Here is a 21,311-nt window from a genome sequence, read left to right as displayed (position 1 = left end):
GAAGCCGCTCCGTTGAGACGGAGGCCGCGTCGCCCAGGTCTTTTCGTCTATTTGACGCTATCTATCATAACCGCTTCACGTCACTTTGACGATGGCGATAGCGTCGATGTGACGCAATTCCCGGCGGACAGCAGCCGGACGACCGTGGACGTGCGGCGGATGCCCGCCGGACACCGGGTGTACGGCCACCCGCAGGCCGGGGCGCCCGGCGGCTGTCCACAGGTCGGTGACCCCCGGGGAGCGCGTGTGCGAGCATGAAGTGGAAAGACTAGGGCTCGCCCGGAATGAATCGGGGGCCCGGCCTGTTGCCAACGTCGGCAAGCAGTCTCCGTACAACCCGGGAGAGAAGCAGATGTCCGTATCGGACGAGACCACCACCGTGAGCGACGGCATCCTCCTGTCCGACGCCGCCGCGGCCAAGGTCAAGGCCCTGCTCGACCAGGAGGGCCGGGACGACCTGGCGCTGCGTGTCGCCGTTCAGCCCGGCGGCTGCTCCGGCCTGCGCTACCAGCTGTTCTTCGACGAGCGCTCGCTCGACGGTGACGTCGTCAAGGAGTTCGACGGGGTCAAGGTCGTCACGGACCGCATGAGCGCTCCGTACCTCGGCGGCGCCTCGATCGACTTCGTCGACACCATCGAGAAGCAGGGCTTCACGATCGACAACCCGAACGCGACCGGCTCCTGCGCTTGCGGAGACTCGTTCAGCTAAGCGGTTCGAACACCGGAAGGGCGGCGGGCCCGTGTGTCGGAGCCGCCGCCCTTCGGTGTGCCGCCGCTGCTGCTGCCGATTCCCCGCGTCAGCGCCTCGCGACGTGCCGGGTCACTTCCGCGGCACCGCTTGGCCCGTGACCGTGTCGACGACCTTCCGGTCACCCAGCGGCTTGTCCAGCGTGACCGTGTCCGTCAGCTCCTTGGCGATCAGGATGCAGACCTTCCCCGGCTCCTTCTGGGTCTCGGTGATCCGCACCTTCACCTCGGTGCCGCTCTCGTCGGCATGCCCCTCGTAGGTGCTGCACACGCCACCCCAGAAACGCAGGGTGAGGGTGCGGCCGTCGCGTGCGACGGCGTACGACTCGACCTGGCGCGTGGACGTCTCAGGCAGCTTGGAGGGGGCGGGGGAGGGCACGTCCTTCGACGGCGGTGTCACCGGCCCCGGCTTCAGAAGCTTCGGAGCCACCGCGGGGTGGGTGATCGTGAACGGCCGGGCGTCGCCCTCCGGATCCACCTCGAACAGCCAGGACGGTACGAGCGCGGGCTTGCCGTCCACGGAATGCACCGCGAGCCCGAAGACCGCCTTGCTGATCGTCACCGGCTTCGGCTGCGGCTTCGGCGAGCCGGGGCGGGGCTCACACGGCGCCACCGGCTTCGCGGGCTTGCCGGGCATGTCCGGCTTCCCCGCCGTGTCCGGCTTCTCGGCCGGCACCGGGGTCGCGCAGCCGCCGATCTTCCCCGGGCCGCTGCCCCGGGACGCCTTGTTCAGCTGCTCCAAGGCCTCCTTCGCCCCGATCACCGGATAGTCGGCGCCCTTCACCGGCTTCGCGAGCTGCCCGCTGCCGCCGACCACCTGGCCGTCGCTGCCGACCTGGACGCCGGTCAGCCAGCCGTACGTCGGCAGCCCGTCGATCACCGGGTCGGCGTTCACCACCCGGACCGCGCCCATCGTCTGGGACGCGTCCAGCCGTGCGTCGCTCTGCCCCACCGCGGCCAGCACGGGAGCGGCCGCCTTCTTCGCGGCCTCCTCGCTCACCGCGCCGCGGTCCGCCTCCCCGCCGGTGCCCGGTTCGCCGCCGCCCGGGCAGGGCCGGCCCTTGAGGCAGTTGTCGCCCTTGGGGGCGCCGCCGAACCGGGTGAACGTCCAAGTGCCCGGAGCCTGCCGGGTGACCTGCAGGACCGGTCCGCTGGAGTCCTTCTCCGCGGCGATCCGCCAAACGTCGCCGATGGCCCGCGGGGTGCCCTGCACTCCAAGGGCCGCAGCCAGGCGGGTGACGTCGGCTTCGCCGACCGTTCCCTGGGCGCGGTACACGGGCGCGGTGTCGGGGCCGTTGGGCAGCTCACCGCTCGCGCGGTACTGCGGGCCGTTCGGGTCGGGCTCTCCCGGGGCGATCCCCGGGCCCGGGCCGCTCTCCGTCGGGCCGTCGAGGGTCAGTGGCGGAGGCGTAGGGCCGGAGGCGGGCGACGCCGCGGCGCCACCGCCGTCCGACGCCGTGGTCGCCCAGTAGGCGCCGCCGCCTCCCACGAGCAGGACTGCCGCGGCCACCGAGGCGACGGCCAGCGGGGAACGCCGCAGACCTGAGCCGTCGGTGTTCTTGGGGGGCTGCTCCGTGCTGTTCACCGCATCGCTCCTTCGGAACCCGTCTCAGGGGACACCCCTGTGACGGTACGGGGGAGCGCGTGGTTCCCTCCGCGCCGTGCGGGAGCGCGGGCGTGCGCACCGGCCGGGAGCGAGCCGTGGCCGGCGGACGGGCGCCGTGACCGGCCGCCGCCGGACCGGACCACGCCGACCGGCGCCGGTGATGCCGGTCGGCGTATGTGTCAGCCGGTGCCGGTGCCGGTGCCGGACCTAGTCGGCGTAGTCGGGCATCGTGCCGACCAGCGCCGCGGACGAGGGAGGCACCACCACGCCGTGGATCAGTGACGGTGGCACCGGAGCGGTCGCGGAGGTCTGCGGGACCACCCAGTGCGGGGCCATCCGTGCGCTTCGGCCCCGCAGCTCGGCGAGGCTGATGTCGGTCTCCCGCGAGTCGCGCGGGGCGATGGTGTTCGGCATGCGGGCACGTTAAGCACGCACGAGTGACGGAAAAAAGACCTACTATCGGGTAGTTTTCGTACTGCAAGGCGACGTCCGGAAACCGGTAGCGTTAACTGTCAACGCCGTCTCCCCTCCAGGAGCACCTCGCCGTGCGAATCGCAGTCACCGGCTCCATCGCCACCGACCACCTCATGACCTTCCCCGGCCGCTTCGCCGACCAGCTGGTCGCGGACCAGCTGCACACGGTCTCCCTCTCTTTCCTGGTCGACAATCTCGATGTGCGTAGGGGAGGGGTCGGCGCCAACATCTGCTTCGGTATGGGCCAGCTCGGGACCGGCCCGATCCTGGTCGGCGCGGCGGGCTCCGACTTCGACGAGTACCGCGCCTGGCTGGACCGGCACGGCGTGGACACCGCGTCGGTGCGGATCTCCGAGGTGCTGCACACCGCACGCTTCGTCTGCACCACGGACGCCGACCACAACCAGATCGGCTCCTTCTACACCGGTGCGATGAGCGAGGCCCGCCAGATCGAGCTGAAGTCGGTCGCGGACCGCGTCGGCGGACTGGACCTGGTGCTCATCGGCGCCGACGACCCCGAGGCCATGCTGCGGCACACCGAGGAGTGCCGCTCCCGGGGCATCCCGTTCGCCGCTGACTTCTCGCAGCAGATCGCGCGGATGAACGGCGACGAGATCCGGATACTGCTGGACGGGGCGACCTACCTCTTCTCCAACGAGTACGAGAAGGGGCTCATCGAGTCGAAGACCGGCTGGACGGACGAGGAGATCCTGGCCCGCGTCGGACACCGCGTCACCACTCTCGGCTCGCGCGGTGTCCGCATCGAGCGGGCCGGCGAGCCGCCCATCGAGGTCGGCTGCCCGGAGGAGGAGTCCAAGGTCGACCCGACCGGCGTCGGCGACGCCTTCCGGGCGGGCTTCCTGTCGGGCCTCTCCTGGGGGGTCGGCCTCGAGCGCGCCGCCCAGGTCGGCTGCATGCTCGCGACCCTGGTCATCGAGACCCTGGGCACCCAGGAGTACACCCTGCGCCGCGCCCACTTCATGGAGCGCTTCACCAAGGCCTACGGTCACGACGCCGCCGCCGGGGTCCAGGCACACCTCTCGTAGTCCGGCCGGCCCCGGACGTCCGGCGGTCCGCGGGGTACGCGTTCCGTACCCCGCGGGCCCGCGGTGAGACCGGCCGCGATCAGTCGGAATCAGTCGGGATCAGTCGGGATCAGTCGGGATCAGCCGGGACGAGCCGCGATCAGCCCAGGCGGCGCACCACATAGGCCGTGCCCGCCTCCCCTCCTTCCAGGGGACGCTCGCCCGCGTACTCCTGTCCGCGCATCTCGCACCAGGCGGGGATGTCGAGGCGGGCCGCCTCGTCGTCGGAGAGCACGGTGACCGTGCCTCCCACCGGTACCTCACCGATGACCTTGGCCAGTTCGATGACGGGGATCGGGCAGCGCTTGCCCAGGGCGTCCACCACCAGCGTGGCCGAGTCGGCGCCGGCGGAGGGCCCGGGGGACACCGGGGCGTCGAGGCGCCGCCGTACCCGGGCCACGACCTCCGGCAGGACCTCCAGGAAACGGTCCACGTCCCCCTCGGCCGTGCCGGGCGGCAGTGACACCCGCACATTGCCTTCGCTCAGCACCCCCATCGCCCGCAGCACATGGCTCGGGGTGAGCGTTCCACTTGTGCACGACGAACCGGACGAGACGGAGAAACCGGCCCGGTCCAGCTCGTGCAGCACCGTCTCCCCGTCGACATAGAGACAGGAGAAGGTGACGAGATGGGGAAGCCTGCGCACCGGGTCGCCGACCACCTCGACGTCCGGGACCAGCTCCGGGATCCGGGTGCGGATCCGGTCGACCAGCGCCCGCAGCCGCGCGGCCTCCGCGGCCGCCTCCTCCCGTACGGCGCGCAGCGACGCCGCCGCGGCCACGACGGCCGGAATGTTCTCGAAGCCGGGTGCCCGCCCCGACTCCCTCTCGTCCGCGGGGTCCTGGGACGCGAACCGGACACCCTTGCGCACCGCGAGCAGACCGACCCCGGCCGGTCCGCCCCATTTGTGGGCGCTTGCGGTCAGCAGCGACCAGTCCCCGCCGACCGTGCCCCAGCCCAGCGACTGCGCCGCGTCGACGAGGAGCGGGACCCCGGCGGCCCGGCACATCCCGGCGACCTCCGCGACCGGCTGCTCCGTGCCCACCTCGTGGTTGGCGGACTGGAGCGCGGCCAGCGCCGTGTCCGGCCGGAGCGCGGCACCGAAGTCCTCGGGCGACACCGCGCCGGTGCGGGCCACCGGCACCTCGGTGGCATCGAAGGCCTCTGCCGCGTGCAGTACGGCCGAGTGTTCCACCGCCGACACCACCACATGCCGGCCGGTGCGCCGTCGCCCCGCCATCGCCCCTGCGAGTCCCGAGTGGATCGCCCGGGTACCCGAACTGGTGAAAACGAGCTCGTCCGGACGGCATCCGACGGCCTGCGCCGCCGTCTCCCGGGCGGCGTCGAGCAGCAGTCGCGCACGCCGTCCCTCGCGGTAGAGACGAGCGGGATCCGCCCATCCCTCGTCGAGGGCGGCCTGCAGGGCCTGCCGGGCCACGGGGTGCAGCGGAGCGGACGAGGCGCAGTCGAAATAGGGCACGTCGCCACGCTAACGCGCCGCGGTGAAAAAGGCGTCAGAAGGCCCTCAGCCGCAGGTAGTAGGGGCTCCGGCCGGTGCCCCGGAACTGCGCAGTCCACCCCTTCGGGTCGTCGGACGGCGCGTTGGGCACCCTCCCCGCGCGACCCCAAATTGCGTCCAGTAGGGTTTGGTCCGCATAAACATCCAAACCCCTGCCCGCGTCAGGGCCGGCGACCGACCAGCGAGACGGCCGCAGCCGGCCGCGCGGGCGAGACTCTCGGGAAGGCGCTACGTGAGTCCCAACGGCTCCGACCTCCCCCACGGCCCGCAGGGCGTGGGAGGCACCCCCATGCCGCGGCGCCCGATGCGGCGGAGGCTGCCGCAGGTGCTGACTGCGGGCCTGATCCTGGCGACGGCCACCGGTTGCTCTTACAACTGGGAAGACTTCCCCCGCCTCGGTATGCCCACACCGGTCACGGAGGAAGCTCCGCGGATCCTCTCCCTCTGGCAGGGCTCGTGGGCGGCAGCGCTCGCCGTGGGCGTGCTGGTGTGGGGTCTGATCCTGTGGAGCGTCTTCTTCCACCGGCGCAGCCGCACGAAGATCGAGGTTCCGCCGCAGACCCGGTACAACATGCCCATCGAGGCGCTGTACACCGTGGTCCCCCTGATCATCGTTTCGGTGCTCTTCTACTTCACCGCGCGCGATGAGTCGAAGCTCCTCGCTCTCTCCGACAAGCCGGCCCACACCATCAACGTGGTCGGCTACCAGTGGAGCTGGGGCTTCAACTACCTGGAGGACGTGGACGGGAACCCGGCCACCGGCGACGCCGCTGCCCAGAAGCAGCTGAACGCGATTCCGGACAAGTACACCAACGACTTCCCCAAGGGAGCCGAGGGCGTCTACGAGGCCGGTATCCCCGGCGACCGGAACCCGCAGACCGGCAACCCCGGCCCCACACTGGTGCTGCCGAAGGGCGAGAAGGTCCGCTTCATCCTGACCTCGCGTGACGTGATCCACTCCTTCTGGGTGGTTCCCTTCCTGTTCAAGCAGGACGTCATCCCCGGTCACACCAACGTGTTCGAGGTGACTCCCACCCGTGAGGGCACCTTCATGGGCAAGTGCGCCGAGCTCTGCGGTGTGGACCACTCCCGGATGCTCTTCAACGTGAAGGTCGTTTCTCCGGAGCGGTACAAGGAGTACCTGAAGGAGCTGGCCGACAAGGACCAGAAGGGCTTCATCCCGTCGGGCATTGAGCAGTCGAACCCGGCCCGGAATGCGGAGAAGAACCAACTGTGAGCATCCTCAACGAATCCCAGGGTGCCGCCGCGGGCGTCCCGCGCGGTGACGCGTACGAGAACGAGCTCCCGGTCCGGCGCAGGCAGCCCGGCAACGTGGTGGTGAAGTGGCTGACCACCACCGACCACAAGACCATCGGCACGCTCTACCTGGCGACGTCGTTCGTCTTCTTCTGCATCGGCGGCGTGATGGCGCTCTTCATGCGCGCCGAACTCGCCCGCCCGGGTACGCAGATCATGTCGAACGAGCAGTTCAACCAGGCGTTCACGATGCACGGCACGATCATGCTGCTGATGTTCGCGACGCCGCTGTTCGCCGGATTCGCGAACTGGATCATGCCGCTGCAGATCGGTGCGCCCGATGTGGCGTTCCCGCGGCTGAACATGTTCGCGTACTGGCTGTACCTCTTCGGCTCGATCATCGCGGTGGCCGGCTTCCTCACCCCGCAGGGTGCGGCCGACTTCGGCTGGTTCGCCTACTCCCCGCTGTCGGACGCGGTCCGCTCGCCGGGTGTCGGCGCCGACATGTGGATCATGGGTCTGGCCTTCTCCGGCTTCGGCACGATCCTCGGCTCGGTCAACTTCATCACCACGATCATCTGCATGCGCGCTCCGGGCATGACGATGTTCCGTATGCCGATCTTCGTGTGGAACGTGCTGCTGACCGGTGTGCTGGTCCTGCTCGCCTTCCCGGTGCTGGCCGCCGCCCTGTTCGCCCTGGAGGCGGACCGCAAGTTCGGCGCTCACATCTTCGACGCGGCCAACGGTGGCGCACTGCTCTGGCAGCACCTCTTCTGGTTCTTCGGCCATCCAGAGGTGTACATCATCGCCCTGCCGTTCTTCGGCATCGTCTCGGAGATCATCCCGGTCTTCAGCCGCAAGCCGATGTTCGGTTACATCGGCCTGGTGGCCGCGACGATCTCGATCGCCGGTCTGTCCGTGACCGTGTGGGCCCACCACATGTACGTCACCGGCGGAGTGCTACTGCCGTTCTTCTCCTTCATGACCTTCCTGATCGCGGTGCCGACCGGTGTGAAGTTCTTCAACTGGATCGGCACCATGTGGAAGGGCTCGCTGTCCTTCGAGACTCCGATGCTCTGGACGATCGGCTTCCTGATCACCTTCACCTTCGGTGGTCTGACCGGTGTCATCCTGGCCTCGCCCCCGATGGACTTCCACGTCTCCGACTCGTACTTCGTCGTCGCGCACTTCCACTACGTCGTCTTCGGCACCGTGGTGTTCGCGATGTTCGCCGGATTCCACTTCTGGTGGCCGAAGTTCACGGGCAAGATGCTGGACGAGCGCCTGGGCAAGATCACCTTCTGGACGCTGTTCATCGGCTTCCACGGGACGTTCCTGGTCCAGCACTGGCTGGGAGCCGAGGGCATGCCGCGCCGTTACGCGGACTACCTCGCCGCCGACGGCTTCACGACGCTGAACACCATCTCGACCATCGCGTCGTTCCTGCTGGGCCTTTCGGTCCTGCCGTTCATCTACAACGTCTGGAAGACCGCGAAGTACGGCGAGAAGATCGAGGTCGACGACCCGTGGGGCTACGGCCGTTCGCTGGAATGGGCGACGTCCTGCCCGCCGCCGCGGCACAACTTCCTCACCCTGCCGCGGATCCGCTCCGAGTCCCCGGCGTTCGATCTGCACCACCCGGAGATCGCGGCTCTCGACCAGCTCGACCACGCCGGTCACGGTGCCATCACCGCTGACAAGGAGGCCGGCAAGTGAAGATCCAAGGCAAGATGTTCATCTGGCTGAGCGTCTTCATCCTGGCCATGGCCATCCTGTATGGCGTGTGGTCGAAGGAGCCGGCCGGTACGACGGCGCTCTTCCTGGCCTTCGGCCTGAGCATCATGATCGGCTACTACCTGGCCTTCACCGCCAGGCGTGTCGACGCCATGGCCCAGGACAACAAGGAGGCCGACGTCGCGGACGAGGCCGGTGAGGTCGGCTTCTTCTCGCCGCACAGCTGGCAGCCGCTCTCGCTGGCCATCGGTGGTGCCCTCGCCTTCCTCGCGATCGCGATCGGCTGGTGGCTGCTGTACTTCTCGGCCCCGCTGATCATGGTCGGTATCTTCGGCTGGGTCTTCGAGTACTACCGCGGAGAGAGCCAGAACCAGTAGCTTCCGAGCAGGCTCTTTACGGCGAGGGGCCCGGACACTCACCCGATCGGGTGTGGTCCGGGCCCCTCGTTTGCAGTCTTCCGCCGCGCCGCCGCCGGGTCTTGTCCATAGCGTGGGCTCATGAACGACATATCGCCCATGCGCCACATAGCCGGATGCACGGTGCTGCTGCTGTCCCTGGGCGTGGGGATAGCCGCGTGCAGCGGTCCCGATTCCCACCCGCTGGCGGCGCGGCCGTACGACGCGGCCAGGCAGGTCGCCCTCAGCGCGCCCGCCGGAAGCGCCAAGGCGGATCCGGAGAAGGCCCTCGAAGTCACCGCCAAGGGCAAGGACGGCCGGATCACCGATGTCACCGCCGTCGACACGGCGGGCCGCTACCTGGCCGGTGAACTCTCCGCCGACGGCAGCAGATGGCGCTCCACGGGCCCCCTGGCGGCCGGTACGCGCTACACCGTCAGGGTCGCCACGGAGGACGGGTCGGGGGCCCCCGGGGTCCGTACCCAGACCTTCGAGACGGCGGCGGCCAAGAACCTCCTGAAGGTCACCCTGGGCCCCAAGGCGGGCACCTACGGGGTCGGCCAGCCCATCACCGTCCAGCTCGGCGCACCCGTGAAGGACAAGGTGTCGAGAAGCGCGATAGAACGCGCCCTCTCCGTACGCTCCACACCCGCCGTGGACGGCGCCTGGCACTGGGTCGACGACAAGGAGCTGCACTATCGCCCGAAGGAGTACTGGCCCGTCGGCGCCAGCGTCGTCGTACGCAGCAATCTCGAGGGTGTGAAGGTCGGCAACAAACTGTACGGCGGCGAGGCGAAGCCGTTGAAGCTGACCATAGGTGACCGCATAGAGGCGATAACCGACGCCGCCACCCATCAGATGACGGTCCTGCGCAACGGCGAAGTGATCAAGACCATTCCGGTGACGACCGGCAAGCCCGGCTTCTCCACCCGCAACGGCGTCAAGGTGGTGCTCAGCAAGGAGTACTTCGTCCGGATGCGCGGCACGAGCATCGGGATACCCGACGGCACCTCGGACTCCTACGACCTGGACGTCTACTACGCGACGCGGGTGACCTGGAGCGGGGAGTACGTGCACGCGGCGCCCTGGTCGGTCGGCTCCCAGGGGTACGCCAACGTCAGCCACGGCTGCACGGGGATGTCCATGGGCAACGCCCAGTGGTTCTTCAACACCGTCCACGAAGGGGACATAGTGAAGGTCGTCAACAGCCTGGGCCACACGATGGAGACCTTCGGCAACGGCTTCGGCGACTGGAACCTGCCCTGGGACAAGTGGCGGGTCGGCAGCGCCGTGCTGAACGGCACCCGGGACGGCGCCGGACCCGCGGTGGCGGCCCGCCTCAACCCTCTCGTCTGACCGGTCGGGCCCGCCTGCGAAGAGCCCGGTGTCGGTGTCAGTGGTTGGCGGCCAGCCGGGTGCGCAGCAGGGCCGCCAGGGCCTCGCTGAACTCCACCGGGTCCACCGGAAGGGTCACGGCCGCGTCCGCGCGGCTCCAGGTGGCCAGCCAGGCGTCCTGCGGGCGCCCCATGAGCAGCAGCACCGGCGGGCAGCGGAAGATCTCGTCCTTGATCTGCCGGCACACGCCCATACCGCCCGCCGGGACCGCCTCGCCGTCGAGCACACAGACGTCGATGCCGCCCTTGTCCAGCTCCGAGAGGACCGCGGGCAGGGTCGCGCACTCGATGAACTCGACCGGCGGAACGTCGGCGGCAGGACGGCGGCCCGTGGCGAGCCGCACCTGTTCGCGCGTGCGGGCGTTGTCGCTGTACACCAGCACCGTTGCGGTCGACTGCATGATTCCTCCGGTTCGTCGGGGAGAGCGTCGGGAAGAGCGTGGGGAACTGCGGCGTGCACCGATGCGCGGGATGCTACCCCTGTCTCCGCCGTGTCAGCACCGTGAATGACAGGCTTTCGCTGGGCCGTTCGGGCTGGACAAGCGGTACTGACACACCGAACGGCACCCCCCGGAGTGAGGGCTGGATAAGCGACCGACATAATGTCGGTCGTGGCGACAGCAACGACAGTAGAAACCGGGCACGCGCACCCGTCGGTCAATCGGCCGAACCTCACCAGCGTCGGAACGATCATCTGGCTGAGTTCCGAGCTGATGTTCTTCGCGGCCCTCTTCGCGATGTACTTCACCCTGCGATCGGTGATGGGTGCCGAGTACTGGGCAGAGCAGGCTTCGGCCCTGAACTTCCCCTTCTCGGCGACCAACACCACGATCCTGGTGCTCTCCTCCCTCACCTGCCAGCTCGGCGTGTTCGCCGCCGAGCGCGGTGACGTGAAGAAGCTCCGCGCCTGGTTCGTGATCACGTTCGTGATGGGTGCGATCTTCATCGGCGGCCAGGTGTTCGAGTACACCGAGCTGGTCAAGCACGAGGGCCTCTCGCTCTCCTCCGACCCGTACGGCTCGGTCTTCTACCTCACCACCGGCTTCCACGGTCTGCACGTGACAGGCGGCCTGATCGCCTTCCTGCTGGTACTCGGCAGGACGTACGCGGCCCGGAGGTTCACCCACGAGCAGGCAACTGCCGCCATCGTCGTGTCCTACTACTGGCACTTCGTCGATGTCGTCTGGATCGGCCTCTTCGCCACGATCTACATGATCAAGTAGCCGGGTCCGCACCCGCACCCATTCCAGAAGCATCGACGCAGAAGATCCTGACACCGGGGTAATCCGTGAAAAAGCTCTCCGTACGACGACGCCATCCGCTGGCGGCGGTCGTCGTCCTACTCCTCGCGCTGGCGGCCACTGGGGGGCTGTACGCCGCGTTCGCGCCCGCGGACAAGGCGCAGGCCGACGAGACCGCCCAGTCCCTCGAGATCGAGGAGGGGAAGAAGCTCTACGAAGTCGGCTGTGGCAGCTGCCACGGAAACAGCGGGCAGGGCACCTCTGACGGCCCCTCCCTGGTCGGCGTCGGCGCCGCCGCGGTGGACTTCCAGGTCGGCACCGGCCGTATGCCCGCGCAGCAGCCGGGTGCCCAGGTGCCGAAGAAGAAGGTCATCTACAACCAGGCGGAGATCAAGGCGCTCGCCGCCTACGTCGCCTCCCTCGGCGCGGGACCGGCCGTTCCGGCCCCGAAGCAGTACAGCCCGCAAGGCGCGGACGTCGCCCGTGGTGGCGACCTGTTCCGCACCAACTGCGCCCAGTGCCACAACTTCACCGGTGAGGGCGGTGCGCTGACGTACGGCAAGTACGCGCCGAGCCTCGAAGGCGTGAGCGAGAAGCACATCTACGAGGCCATGCAGACCGGCCCGCAGAACATGCCCTCCTTCGGCGACGGCATCATGCCGGAGCAGGAGAAGCGGGACATCATCGCGTACATCAAGACCGTCAACAGCGGCGAGTCGGAGGAGCCGGGCGGTCTGAGCCTGGGCAACCTCGGCCCCGTCACCGAGGGTCTGTTCGCCTGGATCTTCGGTCTGGGCTCCCTGATCGCAGTCGCCATCTGGGTCGCGGCCCACACCGCTAAGGCCAAGAAGTCATGAGTAGCCAAGACATTCCAGAAGAGTCCCTGCCTGCTGAGCAGGAGCACGAGCGCGGAGCGGTAGCCGTCAAGGAGGATCCGTTCGCGGACCCCGGACTGCCGCCGCACAAGCCGCGCATCCAGGACATCGACGAGCGTGCCGCCAGGCGGTCCGAGCGTACTGTCGCCCTGCTGTTCACGCTTTCGATGCTGGCCACCGTCGGCTTTATCGCGTCGTACGTGATTTTCCCCGTCGACAAGATCGTCTACATCTGGCCGATCGGTCACATCAGCGCGCTGAACTTCTCGCTCGGCACCACGCTCGGCATCGCGCTGTTCTGCATCGGCGCGGGCGCGGTCCACTGGGCCCGCACCCTGATGTCCGACGTCGAGGTCGCCGACGAGCGCCACCCGATCACCGCCGAGCCCGAGGTCAAGGCCAAGGTCATGGCCGACTTCAAGGCCGGCGCCGAGGAGTCGGGCTTCGGCCGCCGCAAGCTCATCCGCAACACGATGTTCGGTGCGATGGCCATGGTGCCGCTCTCCGGCGTGGTGCTGCTGCGCGACCTGGGCCCGCTGCCCGAGGTCAAGCTGCGCAAGACGCTGTGGTCCAAGGGCAAGCTGCTCATCAACATGAACACGCATGAGCCGCTGCGTCCCGAGGACATCGCCGTCGGCTCGCTGAGCTTCGCCATGCCGGACGGTCTCAACGAGCACGACCACAGCTTCCAGACCGAGATCGCCAAGGCTGCCCTGATGCTCGTCCGGATCCAGCCGGAAGAGATCAAGGACAAGAAGGAACTCGACTGGTCGGTCGGCGGCATCGTGGCCTACTCGAAGATCTGCACCCACGTCGGATGCCCGATCTCCCTGTACGAGCAGCAGACGCACCACGTCCTGTGCCCGTGCCACCAGTCCACCTTCGACCTCTCCGACGGCGCCCGCGTCATCTTCGGCCCAGCCGGACACCCGCTTCCGCAGCTGCAGATCGGCGTGAATGACGAGGGCTACCTCGAGGCGCTCGGCGACTTCGAAGTACCCGTCGGTCCTGCCTTCTGGGAGCGCGGATGAGCACTTCAACTGACGCAAAGCGCCAGGCACCCGCCGGTGAGCGGGTTGCCGACTGGGCGGACGGCCGGCTCGGGATCTACTCCCTGGCCAAGGCCAACATGCGCAAGATCTTCCCGGACCACTGGTCCTTCATGCTGGGTGAGGTCGCGCTTTACAGCTTCATCATCATCATCCTCACGGGTGTGTATCTGACGCTGTTCTTCCACCCGTCGATGAACGAGGTGGAGTACCACGGCCCGTACGTTCCGATGCAGGGTGTTCTGATGTCGGAGGCGTACGCCTCGACGCTGAACATCAGCTTCGAGGTCCGCGGCGGTCTGCTCATCCGGCAGATCCACCACTGGGCGGCGCTGATCTTCCTCGCGGCGATGTTCGTGCACATGATGCGCGTCTTCTTCACGGGCGCCTTCCGCAAGCCGCGTGAGATCAACTGGCTGTTCGGCTTCCTGCTGTTCGTCCTCGGCATGTTCACCGGTTTCACCGGTTACTCGCTCCCGGACGACCTGCTCTCCGGCACCGGTGTCCGCTTCACCCAGGGCGCGATCCTGTCCATGCCGGTCATCGGCACGTACATCTCGATGTTCCTGTTCGGCGGGGAGTTCCCCGGCGACGACTTCGTCGCCCGGTTCTACTCGATCCACATCCTGCTGCTGCCGGGCATCATGCTTGGCCTGCTGGTGGCGCACCTGATCCTGGTCTTTTACCACAAGCACACGCAGTTCGCGGGTCCCGGACGTACCAACAAGAACGTCGTCGGCATGCCGCTGCTGCCGGTGTACATGGCCAAGGCCGGAGGCTTCTTCTTCCTGGTCTTCGGTGTGATCGCGGTGATCGCCGCCATCGCGCAGATCAACCCGATCTGGGCCATGGGCCCGTACCGGCCGGACCAGGTGTCCACCGGCGCCCAGCCCGACTGGTACATGGGCTTCGCCGAGGGTCTGATCCGCTTCATGCCGGGCTGGGAGATCAACCTCTGGGGCCACACGCTGGTCCTGGGCGTCTTCATCCCGCTGGTGCTGTTCCCGCTGGTGCTCGGTCTGATCGCGGTCTACCCGTTCATCGAGTCCTGGATCACCGGGGACAAGCGCGAGCACCACATCGCGGACCGGCCGCGCAACGCGCCGACCCGTACCGCGTTCGGCGTCGCCTGGGTGACGGCGTACATGGTCATGCTGATCGGTGGTGGAAACGACCTCTGGGCGACCCACTTCCATCTGTCGATCAACTCGATCACCTGGTTCGTCCGGATCTTCTTCATCGTCGGACCGGTCATCGCCTTCATCCTCACCAAGCGGATCTGCCTCGGTCTGCAGCGGCGTGACAAGGACAAGGTGCTGCACGGACGCGAGTCCGGCATCATCAAGCGCCTGCCGCACGGTGAGTTCGTGGAGATCCACGAGCCGCTGGCGCAGGGTGACCGGTACAAGCTCACGGCCCACGAGCAGTACGAGCCGGTGGAGATCGGCCCGACGGTCGACGAGAACGGCGTCGAGCGCAAGGTCAAGGCGTCGGAGAAGCTCCGGGCGAAGCTCAGCAAGGGCTACTTCGGCGACGGGAACCAGATCCCGAAGGCCACCGCGGAGGAGTACCGGGAGATCACCAGCGGCCACGGCCACCACTGATCCCACCCGCTGATCGCAGCGATCGCCACGGCAGGAGCCCCGTCCACCCGGTGGACGGGGCTCTTTGCCGTCTTCCCGGGTGGATAGGGTGGGGGAAACCTATTCGTACGGACCCAGGAGCGACCATGAGCGCTGTGACCCCCGCTGGAGGTACGACCGCGGCGGCTCGTTCCTGGCCCGGGGTACTGGACTCGCTGCTGTACGGACAGGACCAGAGCGCCGACGCCACGGCCTGGGTGATGGACCGGATCCTGCGCGGCGAGGCGACCGACGCCCAGATCGCCGGTTTCGTCGTCGCGCTGCGGGCCAAGGGGGAGACGGTCGAGGAGATCTCCGGCCTGGTGCGCACCATGTACGAGCACGCCAGGGTGATCGAGGTGCCCGGGCGGACGGTGGACATCGTCGGCACCGGTGGTGACGGCGCCAAGACCGTCAACATCTCCACCATGTCCGCGATCGTGGTCGCCGGCACCGGGGCCACGGTCGTCAAGCACGGCAACCGTGCCGCGTCCAGCGCGAGCGGATCGTCGGACGTCCTGGAGAAGCTCGGCGTCAATCTGAACCTGGCCCCGGAGCGGGTTCCCGCAGTCGCCGAGGAAGCCGGGATCACCTTCTGCTTCGCGGTGAAGTTCCACCCGGCGCTGCGGCATGTGGCCTCGGCCCGTAAGGAACTCGGCATCCGTACGGTATTCAACTTCCTGGGGCCGCTGACCAACCCCGCGCGAGTGAAGGCCCAGGCCACCGGGGTCGCGGACGCCCGGGTGGCGCCGATCATGGCGGGCGTGCTCGCCGAGCGGGGATCGAGCGCCCTGGTCTTCCGCGGCGACGACGGCCTGGACGAGCTCACGACGACCTCGACGTCGCGGGTCTGGGTCGTCCGGGACGGCTCGGTGCGCGAGGAGGCATTCGACCCCCGTGACGTGGGCATCGACCTGGTCCCGGTGGAGGCCCTGCGGGGTGCGGACCCCTCGCACAACGCCGATGTCGCCCGCCGGCTGCTCGACGGTGAGACCGGTCCGGTCAGGGACGCCGTACTGCTGAACTCCGCGGCCGCGCTGGTCGCGCTGGAGCCGGGCGAGGGCACTCTGACGGAGCAACTGCGGGCCGCCATGGCCAAGGCCGCGGAGTCCGTCGACTCGGGTGCGGCGAAGCACACGCTGGAGCGGTGGGTGGCGGCCACCAACCGCTGAGTTCCCGTCTCCGGGTCCGCTGACGTGACGCAAGGCGCAGTCCAGAGTGCGGACTGCGCCTTGCGGACTTCGGGACGTATGGCAGGATGCTCCCCAAGGTCATGAGTGACAGCGATGACGGCCCCGGCCCGCTGTCCGGCAACCCTCCGTCCGTGGCGGGGTGCCCCGGGTGAAGACCAGGCCGTGGGCAGCGAGGTCCACGGCAAGCGCGGACCCCTTGCCGCCCCTGGGGTCCTGGTCCTCGAGGGAGCGATTCTCGTGAGCAAGCGAATGCGGTAGGGCCTCCCGGCCCCTCTTCCCCCTCCGTCACGGCGCGTATCGCCGTGCGTCGAGGCAACACCCGTATGCCGGGCGGCAGTTGTGCCGCTGCGCGGGTTCTTCACAGCCATTTCGCCTTTGCCTTCCGGGAGATACCGCCATGCCCGCACGTCCGACCACCGTCGCCACCGCCACCGCCACCGCCACCGCCACCGCCACCGCCGACACGACGACCGCAGCCGCCTGCGCCGACGACTCCTGCTGCGCCGCCCCGCTGCCGGTGCTGGGCCGTGACGTCACCGTTCCGCTCGTGACGGGCGGTCATGTCACCTACGCCGCCCTCGACTACGCGGCCAGCGCCCCCGCCCTGCAGCGTGTGTGGGACGACATCGCCGCCTACGCCCCGTACTACGGCAGCGTGCACCGGGGAGCCGGCTATCTCTCCCAGCTGTCGACCGAGCTGTTCGAGAACAGCCGTGTGACGGTCCATGAGTTCCTCGACTGCCGCACCGACGACGAGGTCGTCTTCACCCGTTCGACGACGGACTCACTGAACCTGCTCGCCGCCGCACTGCCCGCCGGGTGCCGGGTCTTCGTCTTCGAGACCGAGCACCACGCCGCGCTGCTGCCGTGGAAGGAGGCCGACGTGACCTGTCTGGACGCGCCGCGCACCCCGGGCGACGCGGTGCGCACCCTGGAGGCCGCGCTCGCCGACCGCGAGCCCTACGGCCCCGCCCTGGTCTGTGTGACCGGTGCGTCCAATGTGACCGGGGAGCTGTGGCCCGTAAGGGAACTGGCGGCCGCCGCGCACGCCCACGGCGCACGGATCGTCCTGGACGCGGCCCAGCTCGTGCCGCACCACCCCGTCTCCGTACGGGACCTGGACGTCGACTGGATCGCCTTCTCGGGGCACAAGCTGTACGCGCCGTTCGGCTCCGGGGTGCTCGCCGGACGCGCGGACTGGCTGCGGGAGGCGGACCCCTATCTCGCGGGCGGCGGGGCCTCTCGCACGGTCGCCCGGCGGCCCGACGGCGGTGTCGAGGTGGACTGGCACACCGGTGCGGCCCGCCACGAGGCCGGCTCGCCGAACGTCATCGGCGCCTACGCCATCGCCTCCGCGTGCAAGGCGCTGACCGAGGCGGGGTTCGACACGCTCGTCGCGCGCGAGCAGCACCTGGTCTCCAAGGTCCGCGCGGGTCTGGCCGAGGTCCCCGAGGTCAGGGTGCTGTCGCTGTTCGGCGACGAGGCACCCACGGCCGGCGAGGATCACCCCACCCGGGTCGGCGTCGTGTCCTTCGTGGTGGAGGGCTGGAACAGCTCGCACTTCGCCGCCGCCCTGTCCGCCGAGTACGGCATCGGGGTCCGGGACGGACTCTTCTGCGCCCACCCGCTCGTACGCACCCTGCTGGGCGCGGACTCCCGGGAAGCGGGCGAGTGCGGAGCGCCGGACGCCGGGGCGGGGGAGAAGTCCCTCAACGCGATCCGGGTGAGCTTCGGCGCGGGTACCCCGGACGAGCACATCGAGCGGTTCGTACGGGCCGTGCGGGAACTGGTGCGCGAGGGCGCCCGGTGGAACTACCGCACCGAGAACGGCCGGTGCGTGCCCGCCGTCTGAGACGGGCGGGCGTCGTCCGCCACGCAGGGTCCGGGTGGGCGGCTGCTCCCACCCGGGCCGAACGAGAGGACAGAACGAAACGGCCGGGCGGAAGACCTCAGGCGTCGAGGCCGATCGCGAAGGCGGCCTCGAGGTCGTGCTGCGAGTACGTACGGAACGCGACATGGGTGTCCGTCGCCTCGACGCCCGGGATCTTGCTGATGTGGCCCGGGATGACGTCCGCCAGGTCCTCGTGCCGAGCGACCCGGACCATCGCGATGAGGTCGTACGTGCCGGTGACCGAGAAGACCTCGCTGACGTTCTCCAGCCCGGCGATCGACTCGGCGATCTCCGGGATGCGGTCCACGCTGGTCTTGATGAGCACAATCGCGGTGATCACGGCTGGCTGCCTCCCTCGGTGACCGTTGCTTGGGGCTTCACTCTAGTGCCGTGACCGGACAGGTTCACCGGCTCGCGGCCCCGGGTCCCGGCCGGACGGGTTCACCGGCTCGCGACGAATCTATCCGGCCACAGCCCTGGCCCCCTGCCGCAGCCGGGCCCATGCGTAGAAGAAGCCGATTCCGAAGCCCACGAGATGCGCCAGATAGGCCACCCCGGGGCCGGAGGACGCGCTCTGCGCCTGCGCCAGCCACTGCAGCGCGAACCAGAAGACCAGCACGATCCAGGCCGGAAACCGCAGCGGCAGGAAGAACAGAAAGGGAAAGAGACTGGTCACGCGTGCCCGCGGGAAGAGGCACAGGAATGCCCCGAGCACACCCGAGATCGCCCCCGAACCGCCCACGAGCGTCTGCGCGGACTGCGCGTTCGCCGCGGCGTAGGCGAGCAGCGCCAGATAGCCGCAGCACAGATAGAAGAGCGCGAACTGCACATGCCCCATCCGCTCCTCGGCCATCGCGCCGAACACGAAGAGGAACAGCATGTTGCCCAGCAGATGCAGCCAGCTGCCGTGGACGAAGAGCGCGGTCAGCGGGGTGAGGAGGGCGCGGGGGGAGCTGCGCATCAACTCGCTCGGGATCACGCCCCACCGTTCGAAATACCGGGTGGTGCCGACGAGCAGGGTGTCGCCGGTGCCGAACCCGGGGTTGAACCCGGAGACCGGGCCGATGACGAAGACCAGACAGCACAGCCCGATCACTCCGTACGTCACCACGGGGCCGCGCGTCGTGCCCCTGACTCCCGCCCGGGTCGCTGCGTGCCACTGCGTCATGCACCAGAGCATGGCCTACCGGGGCCGAGGGCAAGGGCCGCCTCGCCGTGTCACGGCAGGCCCCCGAGGTCGTAGGGTTACGGGGAGTACGCGTGATGAGACGAGGACGGCATGATGACGACGGTTCCGACACCGACGACGACCACCCGGTGGCGCTGCACGCTTTGCGGCAACCTCACCCGCTTCGATGTGACCCGTTCGTCCAAGGTTGTCGAATACGTCCATCTGGACCTGGCCGGAGAGCCCACGGTGGAGGAGCGCGAGGTCGTCAGTGAGACCATCGAGTCGGTCCGGTGCCGCTGGTGCAACGCGGTGGACCGGATCGAGCTGGTGGACAGGCCGGGCGCGGCGTCCTGAGATGAGCGCCCGGAACGCACGGAGACAGTAGGGGTGACGGATCGTGGAGCGGCCTGACAGCGGCGGGGAGCCGGCCCGTGCGGCCGGTGGCGCCGCCGAGGGGCTGGACCGCCCGCTGCCCGAAGGGGTGCGGCGCCGGGTCATCGCCCTGGTGTCGGACTCGTTCGGCGGGCTGACCGTCGGCGACCTGCCCGCCCAGCTGAGGCAGTACGCCCGGTTCACCCCGTCTCGCCGGGCCAAGTTCGCGGGCAACGCGATGGCCGCCGCCCTCGAGGGCGACACGGTGTTCCGGCAGCGCATCGGCGAGCGGCTGCGCGAGTCGCAGCCGGAGCTGGCCGGGGCGCTCGAGGCGGGTGCGCCGCCCGCGGCAGCCGACCCGCTGGACGTGGCCGCGGCCGCGTATGTGCTGCGCCCGCCCGGTTGGGTGAAGCTGGTCGCCGCAGCCGGCGAGGAGGCCCAGCGCGCCGAGGCCGAGCGCGTCGACGAGGAGTCACGGCGGGAGCTGGAGCGGCTGCGCGAGGAGGTCGACCGGCTCAGGACCCAGTCCAGGACCGAGACCGAGCGGCTGCGGTCCGAACTGGAGGCCGTCCGCAAGGAAGCCGAATCGCTTCACCGCAAGCTGCGCAGCGCCCAGAGCGATGTGAAGCGCGGCGAGGCGGCGCTGCGCCGTGCCGCCGCCGGGGCCGAGTCGGCCAAGGCCGAGGCACAGGCCCAGGTGTCCGCAGCCGAGAGCGAGGCCCGGCGGCTCAGAGCCAGGCTCGGGGAGGCCGAGTCGGCCGTGGAGTCGAGCCGCCGTGCCGCCCGTGAGGGCCGTTCCATCGAGGACATGCGGGTGCGGCTGCTGCTGGACACCGTGCTGGACGCGGCCCAGGGGCTGCGGCGCGAACTGGCCCTGCCGCCCGCTTCGCTGCATCCCGCGGACACCGTCGACGCGGTCGAGCCGGGCCGGATGACACCGCAGGACGTCGCGGCCAGAGCGCTGTCCGAGACGGACCCGGCGCTGCTCGACCAGTTGCTCGCCCTGCCCCAGGTCCATCTCGTGGTGGACGGCTACAACGTCACCAAGACCGGCTATCCGACGATGCCGCTGGAGAAGCAGCGGCTGAGGCTGCTCGGCGGTCTGTCGATGCTCGCCGCACAGACCGGCGCGGAGATCACCTGCGTCTTCGACGGCGCGGAGCTGGCGGCACCGGTGCTGCTCGCGCCGCCGCGCGGGGTCCGGGTGCTGTTCTCGAAGCCCGGTGTGACCGCGGACGAGCTCATCCGGCAGCTGGTACGGGCCGAGCCACCCGGCCGGCCCGTCGTCGTGGTCTCGACCGACCGTGAAGTCGCCGACGGTGTCGCCAAGGCGGGGGCCAGGCCGGTCGCGTCGGCCATGCTGCTCAAGCGTCTTTCGCGCGTCTAGAGGCGACTTGGGATGACTAGCGCATCTCGCAACTAGTGCGCGGTATGCCCGATTTCACGGAACGTACGGTCAAGTGGCGATGACTATGAGTGTGATGAGTGTAAAAAATGAGCTGCGCGCGACAGTTTTTTCTCATGAGGATTTGAACTGATCACAGGAAGGTCACTAGGGTCAGGCCTCGAACCTTCGCGCGGTTGATCATCCATCCGGGATGACAGTGAAGGAACCGCCGATTTCGTGCAGTTCGTCCCTTTCGGGGTTCTGGCTGTTCGGAGCCGGGGATTCAATCCCCCACTGCC

20 protein-coding genes, 1 pseudogene and 1 riboswitch are annotated in these 21,311 nt (G+C 69.0%); of the genes and pseudogenes, 14 read left to right on the top strand and 7 right to left on the bottom strand.

Translation table 11 applies throughout. The annotated features are described in order from the left end of the window. The first annotated feature begins 352 nt into the window (after window positions 1-352). Window positions 353-709, top strand: a complete 357-nt coding sequence (gene erpA / locus ACTWOL_RS09910; protein WP_016639588.1) for an iron-sulfur cluster insertion protein ErpA — start codon at window positions 353-355, stop codon at window positions 707-709. A gap of 111 nt (window positions 710-820) precedes the next feature. Here the strand turns inward: erpA and ACTWOL_RS09905 are convergent, their stop codons facing one another. Beyond that, on the bottom strand, window positions 821-2,332 hold the full coding sequence (locus ACTWOL_RS09905) for a hypothetical protein (protein WP_474296233.1): 1,512 nt from the start codon (window positions 2,330-2,332) through the stop codon (window positions 821-823). 228 nt (window positions 2,333-2,560) lie between these two features. Beyond that, the gene (locus tag ACTWOL_RS09900) at window positions 2,561-2,767 is read right to left on the bottom strand and encodes a hypothetical protein (RefSeq protein ID WP_474296232.1); all 207 of its coding nucleotides are present in this window, start codon (window positions 2,765-2,767) and stop codon (window positions 2,561-2,563) included. A gap of 131 nt (window positions 2,768-2,898) precedes the next feature. Between ACTWOL_RS09900 and ACTWOL_RS09895 the strand changes: the two genes are divergently transcribed. Beyond that, the gene (locus ACTWOL_RS09895) at window positions 2,899-3,873 is read left to right on the top strand and encodes a carbohydrate kinase family protein (protein ID WP_474296231.1); all 975 of its coding nucleotides are present in this window, start codon (window positions 2,899-2,901) and stop codon (window positions 3,871-3,873) included. Window positions 3,874-4,012: 139 nt separating this feature from the next. Here ACTWOL_RS09895 and ACTWOL_RS09890 read toward each other — a convergent pair whose 3' ends face one another. Both ACTWOL_RS09890 and ACTWOL_RS09885 read right to left on the bottom strand, forming a co-directional pair. Next, window positions 4,013-4,234: a sulfurtransferase TusA family protein gene (locus ACTWOL_RS09890; RefSeq protein ID WP_474301131.1), complete on the bottom strand. Its 222-nt coding sequence runs from the start codon at window positions 4,232-4,234 to the stop codon at window positions 4,013-4,015. 63 nt (window positions 4,235-4,297) lie between these two features. Then, window positions 4,298-5,392 (bottom strand): annotated as a pseudogene (locus ACTWOL_RS09885) (cysteine desulfurase family protein); the annotation flags it as partial. Window positions 5,393-5,720: 328 nt separating this feature from the next. Between ACTWOL_RS09885 and ctaC the strand changes: the two are divergent. The 4 genes from ctaC to ACTWOL_RS09865 all read left to right on the top strand — a co-directional run bounded on the left by ctaC (window position 5,721) and on the right by ACTWOL_RS09865 (window position 10,173). Beyond that, window positions 5,721-6,668, top strand: coding sequence for an aa3-type cytochrome oxidase subunit II (gene ctaC, locus ACTWOL_RS09880; protein WP_474296230.1), 948 nt, complete (start codon window positions 5,721-5,723; stop codon window positions 6,666-6,668). Further along, window positions 6,665-8,404, top strand: a complete 1,740-nt coding sequence (ctaD, locus tag ACTWOL_RS09875) for an aa3-type cytochrome oxidase subunit I (protein WP_474296229.1) — start codon at window positions 6,665-6,667, stop codon at window positions 8,402-8,404. The genes ctaC and ctaD overlap by 4 nt, the downstream gene beginning before the upstream one ends. Continuing rightward, entirely contained in the window at window positions 8,401-8,799 is a 399-nt protein-coding gene (locus tag ACTWOL_RS09870; protein ID WP_474296228.1) for a cytochrome c oxidase subunit 4, read from the top strand. The genes ctaD and ACTWOL_RS09870 overlap by 4 nt, the downstream gene beginning before the upstream one ends. A 120-nt stretch (window positions 8,800-8,919) precedes the next feature. Next, complete coding sequence (locus ACTWOL_RS09865; protein ID WP_474296227.1) at window positions 8,920-10,173, top strand: L,D-transpeptidase; 1,254 nt, start codon at window positions 8,920-8,922, stop codon at window positions 10,171-10,173. A 37-nt stretch (window positions 10,174-10,210) separates the two neighbouring features. On the opposite strand, the gene ACTWOL_RS09860 is transcribed toward ACTWOL_RS09865, so the two are convergent. After that, window positions 10,211-10,612 (bottom strand): response regulator transcription factor, encoded by a 402-nt coding sequence (locus ACTWOL_RS09860; RefSeq protein ID WP_474296226.1) that lies wholly within the window; start codon window positions 10,610-10,612, stop codon window positions 10,211-10,213. A gap of 210 nt (window positions 10,613-10,822) precedes the next feature. Between ACTWOL_RS09860 and ctaE the strand changes: the two genes are divergently transcribed. From ctaE to ACTWOL_RS09830, 6 genes are all read left to right on the top strand, one after another. After that, window positions 10,823-11,434 carry an aa3-type cytochrome oxidase subunit III gene (ctaE, locus tag ACTWOL_RS09855; RefSeq protein WP_474296225.1) on the top strand — a complete coding sequence of 204 codons (612 nt, stop codon included), beginning with the start codon at window positions 10,823-10,825 and terminating at the stop codon, window positions 11,432-11,434. A gap of 65 nt (window positions 11,435-11,499) precedes the next feature. Next, window positions 11,500-12,309 carry a cytochrome bc1 complex diheme cytochrome c subunit gene (gene qcrC, locus ACTWOL_RS09850; RefSeq protein WP_474296224.1) on the top strand — a complete coding sequence of 270 codons (810 nt, stop codon included), beginning with the start codon at window positions 11,500-11,502 and terminating at the stop codon, window positions 12,307-12,309. Further along, on the top strand, window positions 12,306-13,358 hold the full coding sequence (gene qcrA, locus ACTWOL_RS09845) for a cytochrome bc1 complex Rieske iron-sulfur subunit (protein WP_474296223.1): 1,053 nt from the start codon (window positions 12,306-12,308) through the stop codon (window positions 13,356-13,358). The genes qcrC and qcrA overlap by 4 nt, the downstream gene beginning before the upstream one ends. Further along, the gene (gene qcrB / locus ACTWOL_RS09840; RefSeq protein WP_474296222.1) at window positions 13,355-14,980 is read left to right on the top strand and encodes a cytochrome bc1 complex cytochrome b subunit; all 1,626 of its coding nucleotides are present in this window, start codon (window positions 13,355-13,357) and stop codon (window positions 14,978-14,980) included. The genes qcrA and qcrB overlap by 4 nt, the downstream gene beginning before the upstream one ends. Window positions 14,981-15,105: 125 nt before the next feature. After that, window positions 15,106-16,170 carry an anthranilate phosphoribosyltransferase gene (gene trpD, locus ACTWOL_RS09835; RefSeq protein WP_474296221.1) on the top strand — a complete coding sequence of 355 codons (1,065 nt, stop codon included), beginning with the start codon at window positions 15,106-15,108 and terminating at the stop codon, window positions 16,168-16,170. A 97-nt stretch (window positions 16,171-16,267) separates the two neighbouring features. Then, window positions 16,268-16,385, top strand: a riboswitch (SAM riboswitch). A gap of 203 nt (window positions 16,386-16,588) precedes the next feature. Beyond that, complete coding sequence (locus ACTWOL_RS09830) at window positions 16,589-18,043, top strand: aminotransferase class V-fold PLP-dependent enzyme (RefSeq protein WP_474296220.1); 1,455 nt, start codon at window positions 16,589-16,591, stop codon at window positions 18,041-18,043. A 97-nt stretch (window positions 18,044-18,140) separates the two neighbouring features. On the opposite strand, the gene ACTWOL_RS09825 is transcribed toward ACTWOL_RS09830, so the two are convergent. Beyond that, window positions 18,141-18,422 carry an Lrp/AsnC family transcriptional regulator gene (locus tag ACTWOL_RS09825; RefSeq protein WP_474296219.1) on the bottom strand — a complete coding sequence of 94 codons (282 nt, stop codon included), beginning with the start codon at window positions 18,420-18,422 and terminating at the stop codon, window positions 18,141-18,143. A gap of 120 nt (window positions 18,423-18,542) precedes the next feature. Next, on the bottom strand, window positions 18,543-19,250 hold the full coding sequence (locus ACTWOL_RS09820; protein WP_474296218.1) for a rhomboid family intramembrane serine protease: 708 nt from the start codon (window positions 19,248-19,250) through the stop codon (window positions 18,543-18,545). 111 nt (window positions 19,251-19,361) lie between these two features. Here ACTWOL_RS09820 and ACTWOL_RS09815 point away from each other — a divergent pair, with 111 nt between their 5' ends. Next, on the top strand, window positions 19,362-19,607 hold the full coding sequence (locus ACTWOL_RS09815; RefSeq protein ID WP_474296217.1) for a hypothetical protein: 246 nt from the start codon (window positions 19,362-19,364) through the stop codon (window positions 19,605-19,607). Between the two features lie 43 nt (window positions 19,608-19,650). After that, window positions 19,651-21,012 carry an NYN domain-containing protein gene (locus ACTWOL_RS09810; protein ID WP_474296216.1) on the top strand — a complete coding sequence of 454 codons (1,362 nt, stop codon included), beginning with the start codon at window positions 19,651-19,653 and terminating at the stop codon, window positions 21,010-21,012. Window positions 21,013-21,311 lie beyond the last annotated feature (299 nt).

It is taken from the genome of Micromonospora sp. IBHARD003 (assembly GCF_056106285.1).
The sequence above is the reverse complement of the archived record's forward strand: the minus strand, read 5'-3'. Positions and strand labels throughout refer to the sequence as shown.